Origin of the sequence: Novosphingobium sp. ZW T3_23, from assembly GCF_044987305.1 — a bacterium.
Classification (GTDB): Bacteria; Pseudomonadota; Alphaproteobacteria; order Sphingomonadales; family Sphingomonadaceae; genus Novosphingobium.
The window spans coordinates 1-14,564 of record NZ_JBJDRF010000009.1; the positions used below are offsets into that span (position 1 = coordinate 1).

Below are 14,564 nucleotides of genomic sequence, written 5' to 3' on the forward strand. Positions count from 1 at the left end.
GCCCGGGGGATGGAGGTGGGGCGGGACGAACTGCGGCTCTGCACGATAACCTCGCATGCGATCGGCTGCCCGTCACGCTTGTGTCCCGGGTCCGTGTTGGTAAGGAGCCCATGACATGAGCTTCGGAAAAATCCATCGCTATCTTCGGCTTGTCCCCTGCCTCCTGCTGGCGGTCCCCTTGGCTGCGGCATCCCCGGGGGCGACGAATCCTGCCAAGGATAGGCTCGCCAAGGAACGGCCCCGGCGGATCGTCTCGCTCAATCTTTGTGCGGACCAGCTGCTGGTCGCGCTTGCCGATCGGGAGCAGATCGCGGGGCTGACCCGCTATGCATCCGACCCGGACATGTCCGACGTCGCGAAAACCGCACGAAGCCTGCCGGTCTTCGGCGGTTCCGCGGAAGAGGTGCTGGCCGCCGATCCGGACCTGGTGATCGGCATGCCGGCGCGTCGCAATCCGGCCATTGCCGTGCTGAAGAACCAGCACTATGCCTCGCTCGACCTCAAGTCTGCGCATGATTACGCGGGCATTCTGGCCTCCATCCGCGCTGTGGCCGGTGCGGTGGGACATCCGGAGCGGGGAGAGGCGATGATCGCGCGCATGAACGCGCAGCTTGCCGGGCTTCGCAGCGCCGGCCGTGGCAATGTGGCGGCCTACTACCAGAGGCGCGGCTACCTTACCGGCACCGGCACGCTGGTGGACGATCTGATGACGCGGGTCGGCCTGGTCAATCTTGCCGGGAAGCTGGGCAAGCCGTCGCTCTCGCAGATGAGCCTTGAAGAGATGACGGCGGCGCATCCCGACTACATCGTGATCGACAGCGCGACGCAGCGCGTCTCCGACCAGGGCACCGAGATGATCCATCATCCGGTCCTGCGGGATATCCCGCGCATCGCCATTCCGCAGGCCTGGACGGTCTGCGGAGGCCCGGCCTACATCAAGGCGGCGAAGGCGCTGGCGGCGCAAGTCAGCGCTCGCTGACGTTGGCCCGCCAATCCAGCCGCGATTGCCAGCCGCGCCGTTCGAGTTCGGGCCGGTCGTCCGGCTCCAGCGGATGACCCAGGCACAGCAGTGCGATGAGCCGCCAGTCCGGCGAGACGCCCAGCACGCTTTCGACATGGCCCGGCGCGACTACGGAGACCCAGCCCAGCCCCAGCCCTTTCGCCCGAGCCGCAAGCCAGAGCGTGTGGATCGCCAGGACCACCGAATAGCGCCGGGTTTCCGGCATCGTCGCGGCGCCAAGGCCTGAGCCGAAAGCGGTGGCGTCATCACAGAACACGGCGATGACCTCGGCAGCCTCGCGCATCCCGTGGAGTTTCAGGACGGAGTACGCCGTGCGTCGCTCCTCCGACATGGACGATCCGGCCCGTGCCACTTCCGCATCGGCATGCAGCGCCAGTTGCTCGCGCAGTTCGGCCGAGCGGACCCGCACGAACCGCCAGGGCTGCGAATTGCCGACCGAAGGCGCGAACTGGGCGGTTGCCAGAAGTTCGGCCACCGTATCCTCGTCCAGCGGGTCGCTGCGGAAATGGCGCACGTCGCGCCGCCATTCCAGCAGCGCGGCGAGTTCGTCCTGAAAGGCGGGACCGAAGCGTGGCGGCATCGTCAGAATTCTATGCCGGCCTGCGCCTTTACGCCAGAGCGGAATGGATGCTTCACCAGCGTCATTTCCGTCACCAGATCCGCCGCATCCATCAACGCTTCCGGGGCATTGCGGCCGGTGACGAGGACGTGGTTCATCTCGCCGCGCGCGCTCAACACTTCCAGCACCTCGTCGAGCGGCAGGTAGTCGTAGCGCAGCACGATGTTGAGTTCGTCCGCGAGCACCATGTCATAGGCGGGATCCGCGACCATGCGCTTCACTTCCTCCCACGCCTCGCGCGAGAGTTCGATATCGCGGGCGCGGTCCTGCGTGTTCCAGGTAAAGCCTTCGCCCATTGGCTTGAATTCAACCTGATCGGGGAAGGCATCGAAGACGACCTTCTCGCCCGTGGTCATCGCGCCCTTCACGAACTGGATGACGCCCACTTTCTTGCCATGGCCGATGGCGCGCACCACCATGCCCAGCGCAGCGGTGGTCTTGCCCTTGCCCTTGCCGGTGTGGACGATCAGCAGGCCCTTTTCGACCGTCTTGCCGGCCATGATCTTGTCATGCGCGGCCTGCTTCTTCTTCATCTTCTCGGCGTGCTGTTCGTCGGTACGCTGCACCATGGTCATGCTCCAGAGAGTTCAGCGAGCATCAGGCCCGCGCTGTTCGATCGGGGTTTCCAGAGGCCGCGCTCCAGCGCCTCGGCAAGGCGCGCGGCGGTTTCGCGCAAGGCCGCCGGGTTCGCATCGGCCATGAACTCGCGCACCGCCTCGTCCTCTATGAAGGCGGCGTGGACGAGGTCGAAGTGATGGTCCTTCACCGCGTGGGTCGTTGCGGCAAAGGCGAAGAGGTAATCAACCGAAGCGGCGATTTCGAACGCGCCCTTGTAGCCATGGCGCATCACGCCCGCGATCCACTTGGGATTGGTGACGCGCCCGCGCACGATGCGGCCGATTTCGTCCTCCAGCGTGCGGACGACCGGGCGCTCGGGGCGGCTGTGGTCGTTGTGGTAGCTGATCGGCGCGCGGCCCTTCAGATGCTCCACGGCGGCGGCGATGCCGCCTTCGAACTGGTAGTAATCGTCGCTGTCGAGCAGGTCGTGCTCGCGATTGTCCTGGTTCTGGACCACGGCGTCCACCGAGGCGAGGCGGGCGGCGAACAACCCGCGCTCGGCATCGCCTTCGACGCCGCCGCCATAGGCGTAGCTGCCCCAGTCGAGATAGACGTCCGCCAGATCGCCGCGCTCGTGCCAGATTTTCTCGTCGATCATGGCTTGAAGCCCGGCCCCATAGGCGCCCGGCTTCGATCCGAAAACGCGCGCGCCGGCGCGGCGAGTGGCCTGCGTTTCGGCCTCGCCGCCCTCGACGAGTTTGGCCGTTTCGGCGCGGTGGCGCTCTGCGGCGGGGTTGTCGCCCAGCGGCTCGTCGAGTGCCATAACCGCGCGCGCGGCGCTGTCGATCAGATCGATCTGTTCGGGGAAAGCGTCGCGGAAGAAACCGGAGACGCGCAAGGTCACGTCCACGCGCGGGCGGCCGAGTTCGGCCACGGTCATGATCTCGAAGCCGATCACGCGGCCCGAAGTCCAGTCCCAGCGCGGCCGTGCGCCCATCAGCGCGAGGGCCTGCGCGATGTCGTCGCCGCCGGTGCGCATGTTGGCGGTGCCCCAGGCGGAGAGGGCGATGGCCTTGGGATATTCGCCCTCGCGCTGGAGGTAGTCCTCCACCAGCAGGTCGGCGGACTTGCGGCCGAGTTCCCAGGCGACGGCAGTGGGCACGGCGCGGGTGTCGACCGAGTAGAAGTTGCGACCCGTGGGGAGCACGTCCGGGCGCCCGCGCGTTGGGGCGCCGGAGGGCCCGGGGAGGACGAAGCGGCCGTCGAGTCCGGCGATCAGCGCCTCGGCCTCGTGCGGGCCGCATAGGTCGATGCGGGGGGCGAGGTCGGTCTGGATCGCGTGGAGCACAGCGGCGGTTTGGGGCCCTACGTCGTCCCGGACTTGATCCGGGACCGCTGGCAATCCTTGAGGCGCTCCCTCGCGAGCAAGGCGCGGCTCGGCCAGCGGTCCCGGATCAAGCCCGGGACGACGAGGATCGACCAGTTCCGCAGCCAGCAGTTCGAGACGCTCCACGGTATCGCCATGCGTGCGCCAGGGTTCGTCCGAAACCGCCGCCAGCGCCTCTGGCTGGGCGCCGTCCCAGCGATCGCCCATCCGGCAATCGAGCGGATCGAAGTCGAGCCCGAAATCCTCGGCCATCGCCCGCAACAATGAGGCCTGCCCGGCATGGTCATACCCGCGCGGCGTACGGGCCAGCGCCACCAGCAGGTCGCGCCGCAAGCGGCCCTCGGGCGACCGGGTGAAGACATGCAGACCATCACGGATCTGCAATTCCTTCAATTCGCACAAGTAGTTGTCGATGGCCGAAAGCGCGTCGTCATCGTTGCCGCTGGCCCCGGCGTCGCGGTCGAGGCCGTGGCTGCGGGCCAGATCGAGAATGTCGCGCCGCAGCCGATCGAGGCGGCGCGGGTCCATGCCGGCGGCGAGGTAGTATTCGTCCACCAGCGCTTCCAGCTGCTTGAGCGGGCCGTAAGTCTCGGCGCGGGTGAGCGGCGGGGTGAGGTGGTCGATCACCACCGCGCCGATGCGGCGCTTGGCCTGCGTGCCTTCGCCGGGATCGTTGACGATGAAAGGATAGAGTTGCGGCAGCGGCCCGGCGCAGATCTCCGGGAAGCACTCGCGCGAAAGCGAGATCGCCTTGCCGGGCAGCCATTCCAGATTGCCGTGCTTGCCGACATGGACCAGCGCCTGCGCGCCGAAATCCTGCGCCAGCCAGACGTGGAAGGCGAGGTAGGCGTGCGGCGGCGGCAGGGCCGGGTCGTGATAGCTGGCCTTGGGATCGATGTTGTAGCCGCGCGCGGGCTGCACTGCGATGGCCAGATTACCGAAGCGGTGTACCGGCAGGCGGAATGCGCCGTCCCGTACGAAGGGATCGGCGGATGGCTCGCCCCAGCGCTCGACCATGGCCTTCCGCGCGCTTTCGGGCACGGCCGCAAAGGCGGCTTCGTAGGCAGGGAGCGGCAACGAGACTTCGCCCCCGCGTTCCAACGATGTGCGGTCCAGCGAGGTGAGGTCGTTGGTCACGCCGCCGGTCATGATCCGCATCAGCGCCGCGCCGTCCCTTGGCGCTGCTCCGGTGTCGTACCCCGCCTCGGCTAGCGCGGCGATGATCGCGGCGGTGCTGGCAGGCGTGTCGAGGCCGACACCATTGCCGATACGCCCGTCGCGGTTGGGATAGTTCGCCAGCACCAGCGCCACGCGGCGCTCGGCAGGGACTGTGCGGCGCAGGCTGGCCCAACCGGCGGCAAGATCGGCAACGAAAGCCACGCGATCCGGTGCGACGCGGGGGACGACGATGCCGCACTGGGTCACTTCGTCGAAGCGCTCGGCGGCCTTGAAGGCGACGGCGCGGGTGAAGATACGCCCGTCCACTTCGGGCAGCGCCACGTTCATGGCGAGATCGCGCGGGCCGAGGCCGCGCGCTGCCCCCTGCCAATCCGCTTCCTCCACGCCCGCGAAGGCGACTTGCAGGATCGGGCAGTTCGCTTTTTCGAGAATGCCGGGCTTGCGGTCGTCGCCTGCCGAGGAGGAGGCGAAGCTGGTGGCGTTGACGATCACGTCGGGTGCGATCTCGCCAAGCAGTCCGCCCAGCCAATCCACCGCAAAAGGTTCGCGCAGCGCACGGACGTGGACGGCGGCGACGTTGAAACCGCGCTGGCGCAACGCCGCGATCATGGCGTCCACCGCGTCGAGCGTGCCCGCGATCATCAGCGCGCGGTAGAACACCAGCAGCACCAGCGGACGGCCTTCGGTCCAGCCTGCCTGCACGTCGGCAAGGCCCGCGCGCTTCGTCCCCGCGAGATAGAGCCCCGCATCGGCCACCGGCACAGGATCGTCGGGCTCTCCCGCATCATGGCCGATGGTCCGGGCCGCCGTGCGCAGGAACGAGAGGGCATTGGCCGTGCCGCCCTGCCGCAGATAGTCGCGCATCCGTTCGCACACCTCGGCGGGGAGGGTGGAAGCGCGATCGAGCGCCGGATCGGCCTCTCGCCCGTCAGCGATGGCGGCGAAGGCAATGCCGTTTTCGCGCGCGACGCGGGCGATCTCGTCGATGCCGTAGCCCCAGTAGCTCTTGCCGCCGAGCAGGATCACGCAGACGAATTTAGCCTGCGCGATCACTTTCTCGACATAGAGGTCGATCGAGTAAGGGTGGCGCAGTTGCAGCAGGTTCGCGAGGCGGACGCTGGGAGCATCGAAGGGCAACCGCGCCGCCGCCCCCGCAAAGCAGGCAAGTTCGCTGTCCGCCACGGTGAGGATCACCATGTCGCCGGGAGACTGGTCGAGATCGATTGCCTCCTCGCCGTTGGAGATCGTCCCCGGCGTGGCGGAGAGCAGGTGCATCAGGCGTCCACGGTGCCGAGAACTTCGGCAAGCCCCGCCTCGATGGCAGTGCGGTCCAGCCCCTTCTGGCCGATGACGACAAGCTGGGTGCGGCGCGCTTCCTGCGGCAGCCATGCGCGGTCGTAGAAGTGCTGGATACGCGGGCCAACGGCCTGCACGATCAGGCGGCTCGGCTTACCGCCAACGGAGACCATGCCCTTCACGCGGAGCACGTCATGCTCCGCGATCAAGCTCTTCAGGCGCGCGAGCAGCGCGTCGAGATCGGCCACATCACCGCCGGATACGACGAAGCTGTCGAAGTCGTCATGGTCGTGATCCTCGTCCAGCCCGTCGATGTGCGAGGGGCGGGAATCGAGGTCGTCCTCGGCAGCGGCGGTGATGCCCAGCAGCGCGGCGATGTCGACCGCGCCGTGGTCCGCGCGCACGATCTTCACGCCGGGGCGCGTTTCGGCCAGAACCAGCGTTTCGACATGGGCGAGGGCCTCGGCATCGACGAGGTCGGTCTTGTTGAGCACCACCATGTCCGCGCAGCCGAGCTGTTCCTCGAACAGTTCCTCCAGCGGGCTTTCGTGGTCCAACATTGGATCGGCGGCGCGCGCGGCGGCAAGGGCGATCTCGTCGGTGGCGAACCGGCCGGCGGCCACGGCATCGGCGTCGATCAGCGCGACCACGCCGTCCACGGTGGCGCGGGTGCGGATGTCGGGCCACTGGAAGGCCTTCACCAGCGGCTTGGGCAAGGCGAGGCCGCTGGTCTCGATGATGATGTGGTCGGGCTTGTTCTCGCGGTCGAGCAGCTTCTGCATGGTGGGCAGGAAGTCGTCGGCGACGGTGCAGCAGATGCAGCCGTTGGCCAGTTCGACGATGTCGTCCTCCGGGCAGGCCTCGTCGTTGCAGCCCTTCACCAGCTCGCCGTCCACGCCGACATCGCCGAACTCGTTGATGATGAGCGCGAGGCGGCGGCCCTTGGCGTTCTGGAGCAAGTGTCGGATCAGCGTAGTCTTGCCCGCGCCGAGGAAGCCGGTGATGACGGTAGTGGGAACTTTGCTCATGGTTCGTCTCCCGCGCGCCAGCGACCTGAAACGGCGGGGCTTCCTCATCGCACGCGCGACGATTGCGGCACGCCGCGCCGGACCGGCGCACGGGCGCCCGACGTGTCATGCCGCCGCGGCCCCGGCCGCATGCATCACGTCGCTCAGACGGAAGGATTACCGTGCCTTGGCCATTCCCTGGACCCGGGCAAGAGCGACATCGACGCCGGCAGGTTTCCTGGCTCGCGGGTCACAGCACGATGCACGGCCTTCCCAGGCCCCGCATGACTTAGCGTCCGGCCCAGTGGCTGCGGCGGAAACCCTTGTCCCACCGCCGATGTGCATCGCGCTCGCCGCTTACAGTTGCAGGGACAGCCCCGGATCGGGATGGCGGACCATCCTTACCGTGTTCCCGTATTAAGCCCCTTGCGGGGCACCGGCGCGATCTTCTGCCGAAGCGCGTGAGCGCCTCGACCGTCCGGCGATTAGCTGGGCACGCTCTCGCTCGCAACCCCCTGAGTGACAGGCCCCAGCGACTGCAATCGCCATGTCTGGTTGAACGAGAGGGTGGTTCGGGAGAGCGGCGCCACATCCACGGCGAGCGTAGCCCGCAGCGGCATGTCGAGCGCATGGGCAAGCGCGGCGCGGACGATCATGGGATGGGTGACGGCGCAGACGGAATCCTGCCGCGCCGCGATACCGTCCATCCAGGTTCCTACGCGGAGGCGGGCCTGCTCCATCGTTTCCCCTCCTGGCGTTCCCCTTGTCGGGTCCGCAAGCCAGAGCGCCAGCGCGCCGGGTTCCGCAGCCTCGATTTCAGCGAAGGAACGCCCGCTCCAATCGCCATGGCGAAGGTCGGAGAGAGCAATGTCGTCATCGGCAACCAAACCCATCGCCGAGGCGGTCTCGGCGGCGGAGCGAGAGGGGCTTCGATAGGCTGCGGCCCGAAAGCGCTCCGGCAGTGGTAGGCGCCTCGCGTCCCGCGCACCGGCGGCATCCAGTGGTTCGGCGGGATCGGGGAAACGGCCCTGGCGGCTCGACGCGGTGCCGGCGATGCAGATGAGCAGAAGCGTGGTTGCCAAGCGTCCATTCCGTGAAGTCGTTGACGCGGCGGCCTGCGCGGTCCTAAGGATGCGGCGTCGAGGATCGAAGAAGCCGGTGGGAATCCGGCGCGGTCGCGCCACTGTAATCGCATGGGAGCTTTCCCGTCGAGAGCCAGACCTTCCTGCTCGACAACAGGTTTTCCGGGGACGCGCAATCCCGCCAAGGAGCATGACAATGGCTGTTTCCGCCGCAGTTTTCGATGATGCCTTCATCCCATTGGAGGGTGGCAACGCCATTCCGCTGGAAGATATCGCGCCCTGGGCCGTGCTCGGCACCCTGCTGGCTGTGATCTTCATCTATTTCGTCAGCACGGAGCAGGGCGCTTTCTCGCTGTTCCAGGGCATGTACGTGCACGAATTCGTCCATGACGGACGCCATCTCCTCGGCTTCCCCTGCCACTGAGATAAGCCATGACCAGGAACCTGCTCTGGCGCGGGATGCTTGCCGGCATCCTGGGCGCCCTTCTTGCCACGCTCTTCGCGCGCGGCTTCGCCGAACCTCGGATCGACCTTGCCATCGGCTACGAGGAAAGCCACGCCGCGCATGGAAAGGATCATGCGGATACGGCCCATGACGGGCCTCCGGAAGAAGAACTCGTCAGCCGCGATACGCAGAAGGGGGCCGGACTGCTGACGGCACTTGCGCTGTACGGCGCGGCCGTCGGCGGGATCTTCTCGCTCGTCTTCGCTTATGGTTATGGCCGTATGGGCCATCTCGGTCCGCGCAGTTTCGCACTGCTGTTGGCGATGCTGACTTTCGTGCTGGTGGTGCTGGTGCCGGCGATCAAGTATCCTCAAACCCCACCGGCGGTGGGCAAGCACGAAACCGTGGCACTGCGCACCGCAGCCTTTTTCGGAATGATAGCCCTGTCGCTGGGCGCCGCCATCGTCGCGGCACGTCTGCGGGCGGCTCTGGCTCGGCCGGGAAGAGGTTTCGACGCAACCCTGCTGGGCCTGGTGGTCTATCTTGGGATTGTCGGCCTCGGCCAGTTCCTATTGCCCGTGATCGACGAAGTGCCGGGCGATTTTCCGGCCGCGCTCCTCTGGGAATTCCGCATCGCTTCGATCGGCACGCAGCTCGTGCTGTGGCTGACGATCGGGCTGGCATTCGGACTTTGGGCCGAGCGCGTTCTCAGCCGCCATCAAGCTGATAAATTCAAAGCCTAACGACGCAACCCTCCCATCTATTGTGAGATCTTGACCTTCGCCCCATGCCGAAGCGGCGCACGACTCATCTCGTTACCCGCCTTCGTAGTTTTTTGTAGCAAATTCAGAAAATTATCTCGCTCTTCTGAAGTGAGTTGCGAAATGAGGTCTTCCTGAACCTTGTCGACCCAGGGCGTGGCGACCTCGACCGCGTTGCCGCCTTGGTCACTCAGCATCAGCACGCGGGCGCGGCGGTCGTTGGGGCTGGTTTCCCGATTGACGAATCCCTTCTGGACCAGCCTGTCGATCACGCCGCCGATCGTCACACGATCATAGGCGATCATGCCGGCCAGGGTCTGTTGGTCCAGGCCGGGATGATCGCGCAAGGTCAACAGCGCGGCATATTGAACGGCCGTAAGGTCGATGCCGGCTTCGGCCATGCGCGACGTGAAACGCGCGACGGAAATCTGGTGCAGGCGGCGGATCAGGTGTCCCGGCATGGTCTCTAGGTCGCTCATGGGGCCACCTAGCGCGAGAACCGCCGCCCGCTCAAGATGATGTTACGCCGGAACGGGTTCCGAACGTTCTTTTATATCGATTTGACCGGCATCGTGCAGAATGTCCGCAAAGAAGGCGGCAAGGCGATCGTGCGCATCGAGCGGTAGAACCTGCGCAACATATTGGTCCGGGCGAACCACGACCATGCAGCCCTTTTCCCTGTCGATGCCGCGCAAGTCGTAGATGTCGCCGGCCCTGGAGTCGGCGCAGAACGCCTTCTCGTAATCCCTGAGGCCCAGAGTGCCCTTTCGCGGCCAAAGCAGGCCGGGAAGTTCGTCCATCGACAAGGACTGGTGCGGCTGCTGGAAGACGGCCCGAAGGTCGAACAGCGCATCGCTATCCGCCCCGATCGGCGTATGCCGACGCAAGGGCGACGCGGGATCGGCTTCGAGAAAGCGGCAGAGCCTGTCGATCGAACCATTTGCGGCGAGGCCTTCTTTCCCCGCGAACAGGTAGACGCGCCAACGGCCGTCAGCCTCAGCAACGTGGCCCAGGTGCATCGGCTTGGCGTCGGCGAGGCGCACGACGGGTGCGGAATGGAAGCGCATGCCAAGGCGGAAGCCTTCCGCCAAGTGCTGGTGATCGCTTTTTCCGGTGAGGGACGAGGGGCCGTACCGCGTCGCCGTGCCTGCCGTGAAGCGGCCCTGCCTGATGAAGTATCGCTGGAATTCGGCGGGGTCGACCCCGTCCTCGTCATCGGACGTCTTAGGCTTGGCGCTGAACATGGCGGCGAACTCCCGATCGAAGTCGATCAGTTCCTTCGCGATCGCCTGACGCTCGGCGGAGTAACTGTGAAGCAGTTCGGGCGAGGCCTGTCCCCCGAGCACGGCAGCCAGCTTCCACCCAAGGTTGAAGGCGTCCTGCATGGACACATTCATCCCCTGGCCTGCTTTCGGGCTGTGGGTATGGCAGGCGTCGCCCGCGATGAAGACGCGCGGATTGCGGCTCGTTTCCTGCCCGGCAGGGACATCGTCGAACTTGTCGCAGAGGCGTTGGCCGATCTCGTAGACCGACCACCAGGCCACTTCCTTCACGTCGAGCACATAAGGGTGCAGGATGCGCTGGGCCGCCTCGATCAGTTGATCCTGCGTGATGTTCCGGGCGGAGACGCGTTCGTCCTTTTCGAGCTTGTCCAGTTCGATATAGAGCCGCACCAGATAACCGCCTTCGCGCGGAATGATCAGGATGTTGCCCTGGTTCGCGGAGTGAATGGCTGTCTTCAGGCGAATATCCGGGAAGTCGCTGTAGGCCAGGACATCCATCACTCCCCAGGCCTGATTTGCGGACTCTCCATGAAGTTCGCGGCCCATGGCCTTGCGAACCTGGCTGCGGGCTCCGTCACAGCCGACCACATAGCGGGCGCGCACGGTTTCCACGGCATGCCCTAGCGCGGCGTCGACACGTTGAAGGCGAGCGACGACCGGCTCCGCAGGATCGGCCGGGATCGTCAGATCCTGAAGCAGCAAGCCATAGTCCGGCTCAAGCCGGCTTTGGGAATTGCGCATGGCTTCAAGGTAGAAATCGTGCACGCGCGCCTGGTTGAGGATGACGTGCGGAAACTCCGAGAGGCCTTCTTCCGTGTCAGGAATGCGGCCATGGCGCGTGATCCGACGGGCTTCGCTCTCATCGGGCTTCCAGAACGTCGTTTCGTTTACCCAATAAGCTTCGCGCGCCACGCGATCGGCGAAACCGAAAGCATTGAACATTTCCATCGTGCGACAGGCGATGCCGTCGGCCTGCCCCAGCGTGAGAGGGCCGTCCTTGCGTTCGACGATGCGGGTCCGGATCGAGGGAAAGCGCGCAAGTTGGGCGGCCAGGGTAAGTCCGGCGGGGCCGCAACCGACGATCAGGACATCGACGGTATCCGGCTCGTGATCGACAGGTCCGGCTTGCGATATCGCCGGATCGCCGGTGTGAAAGCCGTTCAGGTGGAATTGCATGATATGGTCCTCTCCTGCGCAGGAGAGCCGGATGCCGAAGCTCCGCCGTCCTGCATCGAACGATATATGTAGTATGCTACATAAAATGTCGTGTCAAATGCGCAAGAGGGAGAGGATGGGCGAAGAAGAAGATTAAGCCAGAGAACCCAGCAGCTTGAATGTGGTTCTTAAATCAGATTTCATATTCCGGCTGCCAGCGATTCGGCGCTGGGCGATCGGGCTGAGCCTTGATGGCAGCGGTTTGACGACGCGTCATTTCGCCATGCAGCTTACGAATGGCGTCGCTTCCGGCGTGGGTAAGCAGTCCGGGCACGAAGCCGTGCAGCATCGTTCCTAATCCCGCCACGATCATCTTCAGGCCGAAGCGGTTGGCGACGATCCAATGCTCACCGTAACTCTCGTTCACGGCGCGCGGGTGTTCTACGAAGAGAGCCTTGAACATGCTTGTTTTCTCCAGCCGCAGCTTTCCAGCGGGCGCGCCGAAGCGTGGGCGCGCCCGCCGACAGGTCAGGCGGTCGGTGGATAGGGGTGGCGGCCGAAGACCCATTGCGTGCGGGGATCGGCATGACCGTCGATCAGCAAGACTTGCGCGCCGTGGCCCTTCATGCCCACCTGATGGGCAGCATCGATAGCGCGATTGATCGCGGCTTTCTGGGACTCGAAGGCCGCCAGGAAAACGCCGTGGAGGCTTACTGCCCAATTCAGGCCCTTGCGGACGACGTGGAAATCGCTCTGAGGCATGGGTGGTTCTCCCTTTTCGTTTCTACCGAGGTGGGTCGCCTGACAGGATGCCCGTCGACCCGAGGATAATTCCCGATGTTGCATCTTCGATGTAAGGTCGAAGAGGTCAAGCAGTTATCTCAACCTATTTACTTGAGAATGATCCGTCAAGGCCCTGGTTCCCTCTTGCAGGCGGCTGTCGATGAAACATCGCACCGACGGGACGAACTGCGCAGCGTCCTCGCATGGCAACTTGAGCGCTGTCTAGAAATTCGACGGTTTCGCTGCCTTTTCCCAGAAACTCGAAGCCTTCCGATGCGTTGATCAGGAGTAAGAAAACGCGCGCGCGCTCAATCGGCTCGAACCGGGTCGCGCCATATCGGGAAACAGGCTTCATGGACATCCAAGCGAAACTCCGCAGCCGCGTCAGCGTCGTTGCGGTGCCGGAACAGGCAGCGTCCAACCGGCGGCCGCGGCGCGACACGCCTGTGTTGCAAGTTCGGCTTCTGGGCGACTCGGTGCGAGCGGCAGGTCAATTCCAGCGGTCGGCCCTGGGGCACATGGACCACGAGAATTGGCTGGAGAGGGTCTTGGACGATGGTCAGCGCCTGGTCGATCTGCTGGTCCAGATGGGCTTCACTCCCAGCGCCGATCGCTCTGGGATCCATCCGCGAGATCGTTACTAGTCGGGCGTTCCTCTCCCCGCTACCTATTGCAAATAAGCCTGGCTGAGGAGAACGACATGACGGCACCGCGGGAAAGCAAGACGGCGATCGGCGATCATCGGCTCCATCCGGATACCCTCATGTTGAACTACGGCTACGACCCCCTTCTGTCCGAAGGTGCCGTCAAGCCGCCGGTGTTTCTGACATCGACTTTCGTCTTTCCCACGGCAGAAGAGGGCCGCGATTTCTTCGACTATGTGGCCGGACGGAAGGATCCGCCACCGGGGCAGGGGCGGGGTCTCGTCTATTCCCGGTTCAATCATCCCAACAGCGAGATCGTGGAAGACCGCATGGCGGTCTACGAAGGCGCGGAAGCTGGAGTGGTGTTCTCGTCTGGCATGGGGGCGATCACCACCACGATCCTGACTTTCGCGCGTCCGGGAGACGTGATCCTTCATTCCCAGCCGCTTTACGGAGGCACCGAGACGCTTCTGGCGAAGACTTTGGCCAATCTCGGCATCAAGGCGGTAGGCTTCAGCGATGGACTGGACAAAGAGGCGGCCATGCAGGCGGCTGAGCAGGCCATGGCGCAGGGCCGGGTTTCGCTTGTCCTGGTGGAAACGCCCGCAAACCCCACCAACAGCCTGGTCGATATCGCGTTGATGAAGACGCTCTGCGAGGAGATCGAAACGCGGCAGGCTCATCGCCCACTGCTCGTCTGCGACAACACGCTGCTCGGCCCCGTATTCCAGCATCCGCTGCGGCTTGGCGCCGATATCTCCCTCTACTCGCTGACCAAGTACGTGGGCGGACACTCCGACCTCGTTGCCGGCGCGGCGCTGGGGTCTGCCAGTCTGATGCGTGAGGTCCGCCTTCTGCGCAGCGCGATCGGAACGCAACTGGACCCGCATAGCTGCTGGATGCTTGGGCGGTCTCTGGAGACGCTGGGTCTTCGCATGGAGCGCGCCAATGCCAATGCCGCCGCGGCAGCCGAGTTTCTCCGCGCACATCCCAAGGTCGAAGGCGTGGCCTATCCGCCGTTCTACCCTGAAGGCAGCAGGCAGGCAGAGGTCTTTGCTGCTCAATGCACCGGCGCAGGATCGACGTTTGCCTTCGACATTGCCGGGGGGCAGCCAGCGGCTTTCCGGTTCCTCAATGCCTTGGAGATATTCAAGCTGGCGGTGAGCCTTGGTGGCACGGAGTCTCTTGCGAGCCACCCCGCCACCACGACGCATTCCGGGGTTCCGGTAGCGGTCCGGGATCGGATCGGGGTTCTGGAGTCCACCATCCGCCTCTCGATCGGCATCGAGCACCCGGACGACATCGTTGCCGATCTCGCCCAGGCGCTGGATGCCGCATGAGGAC

14 protein-coding genes and 2 riboswitches are annotated in these 14,564 nt (G+C 65.2%); of the genes, 5 read left to right on the forward strand and 9 right to left on the reverse strand.

Translation table 11 applies throughout. The features are described 5' to 3' along the window. Window positions 1-115: 115 nt before the first annotated feature. Window positions 116-979, forward strand: a complete 864-nt coding sequence (locus ACI3K3_RS07350; protein ID WP_404912956.1) for an ABC transporter substrate-binding protein — start codon at window positions 116-118, stop codon at window positions 977-979. On the opposite strand, the gene bluB is transcribed toward ACI3K3_RS07350, so the two are convergent. The 5 genes from bluB to ACI3K3_RS07375 form a co-directional block, all read right to left on the reverse strand. Further along, window positions 966-1,601 carry a 5,6-dimethylbenzimidazole synthase gene (gene bluB / locus ACI3K3_RS07355; RefSeq protein WP_404912957.1) on the reverse strand — a complete coding sequence of 212 codons (636 nt, stop codon included), beginning with the start codon at window positions 1,599-1,601 and terminating at the stop codon, window positions 966-968. The two genes, ACI3K3_RS07350 and bluB, sit on opposite strands and share 14 nt — an antisense overlap. Before the next feature lie 2 nt (window positions 1,602-1,603). Next, complete coding sequence (gene cobO, locus ACI3K3_RS07360) at window positions 1,604-2,209, reverse strand: cob(I)yrinic acid a,c-diamide adenosyltransferase (RefSeq protein WP_404912958.1); 606 nt, start codon at window positions 2,207-2,209, stop codon at window positions 1,604-1,606. 2 nt (window positions 2,210-2,211) lie between these two features. Next, window positions 2,212-6,039: a cobaltochelatase subunit CobN gene (gene cobN, locus ACI3K3_RS07365; RefSeq protein WP_404912959.1), complete on the reverse strand. Its 3,828-nt coding sequence runs from the start codon at window positions 6,037-6,039 to the stop codon at window positions 2,212-2,214. Next, window positions 6,039-7,088, reverse strand: a complete 1,050-nt coding sequence (gene cobW, locus ACI3K3_RS07370; RefSeq protein ID WP_404912960.1) for a cobalamin biosynthesis protein CobW — start codon at window positions 7,086-7,088, stop codon at window positions 6,039-6,041. The genes cobN and cobW overlap by 1 nt, the downstream gene beginning before the upstream one ends. A 189-nt stretch (window positions 7,089-7,277) precedes the next feature. Beyond that, a riboswitch (cobalamin riboswitch) is annotated at window positions 7,278-7,523 on the reverse strand. 29 nt (window positions 7,524-7,552) lie between these two features. Then, the gene (locus ACI3K3_RS07375) at window positions 7,553-8,149 is read right to left on the reverse strand and encodes a histidine phosphatase family protein (protein WP_404912961.1); all 597 of its coding nucleotides are present in this window, start codon (window positions 8,147-8,149) and stop codon (window positions 7,553-7,555) included. A gap of 20 nt (window positions 8,150-8,169) precedes the next feature. Further along, window positions 8,170-8,311, forward strand: a riboswitch (cobalamin riboswitch). 34 nt (window positions 8,312-8,345) lie between these two features. Here ACI3K3_RS07375 and ACI3K3_RS07380 point away from each other — a divergent pair. Both ACI3K3_RS07380 and ACI3K3_RS07385 read left to right on the forward strand, forming a co-directional pair. Further along, window positions 8,346-8,573 (forward strand): CbtB-domain containing protein, encoded by a 228-nt coding sequence (locus ACI3K3_RS07380; RefSeq protein ID WP_404912962.1) that lies wholly within the window; start codon window positions 8,346-8,348, stop codon window positions 8,571-8,573. An 8-nt stretch (window positions 8,574-8,581) separates the two neighbouring features. Next, a complete protein-coding gene (locus ACI3K3_RS07385; protein WP_404912963.1) occupies window positions 8,582-9,337 on the forward strand; it encodes a CbtA family protein in 756 nt (251 codons plus the stop codon). A gap of 17 nt (window positions 9,338-9,354) precedes the next feature. Here the strand turns inward: ACI3K3_RS07385 and ACI3K3_RS07390 are convergent, their stop codons facing one another. The 4 genes from ACI3K3_RS07390 to ACI3K3_RS07405 form a co-directional block, all read right to left on the reverse strand. Then, window positions 9,355-9,834 (reverse strand): MarR family winged helix-turn-helix transcriptional regulator, encoded by a 480-nt coding sequence (locus ACI3K3_RS07390; RefSeq protein WP_404912964.1) that lies wholly within the window; start codon window positions 9,832-9,834, stop codon window positions 9,355-9,357. Between the two features lie 42 nt (window positions 9,835-9,876). After that, window positions 9,877-11,814 carry an FAD-binding monooxygenase gene (locus tag ACI3K3_RS07395; RefSeq protein ID WP_404912965.1) on the reverse strand — a complete coding sequence of 646 codons (1,938 nt, stop codon included), beginning with the start codon at window positions 11,812-11,814 and terminating at the stop codon, window positions 9,877-9,879. A 172-nt stretch (window positions 11,815-11,986) separates the two neighbouring features. Continuing rightward, complete coding sequence (locus ACI3K3_RS07400; RefSeq protein WP_404912966.1) at window positions 11,987-12,361, reverse strand: DUF6356 family protein; 375 nt, start codon at window positions 12,359-12,361, stop codon at window positions 11,987-11,989. Next, the gene (locus ACI3K3_RS07405) at window positions 12,322-12,555 is read right to left on the reverse strand and encodes a hypothetical protein (protein WP_313437005.1); all 234 of its coding nucleotides are present in this window, start codon (window positions 12,553-12,555) and stop codon (window positions 12,322-12,324) included. The genes ACI3K3_RS07400 and ACI3K3_RS07405 overlap by 40 nt, the downstream gene beginning before the upstream one ends. 374 nt (window positions 12,556-12,929) lie before the next feature. Between ACI3K3_RS07405 and ACI3K3_RS07410 the strand changes: the two genes are divergently transcribed. Continuing rightward, on the forward strand, window positions 12,930-13,220 hold the full coding sequence (locus tag ACI3K3_RS07410) for a hypothetical protein (protein ID WP_404912967.1): 291 nt from the start codon (window positions 12,930-12,932) through the stop codon (window positions 13,218-13,220). Window positions 13,221-13,276: 56 nt separating this feature from the next. After that, window positions 13,277-14,560 carry a cystathionine gamma-synthase family protein gene (locus ACI3K3_RS07415; RefSeq protein WP_404912968.1) on the forward strand — a complete coding sequence of 428 codons (1,284 nt, stop codon included), beginning with the start codon at window positions 13,277-13,279 and terminating at the stop codon, window positions 14,558-14,560. The last annotated feature ends 4 nt before the right edge of the window (window positions 14,561-14,564 follow it).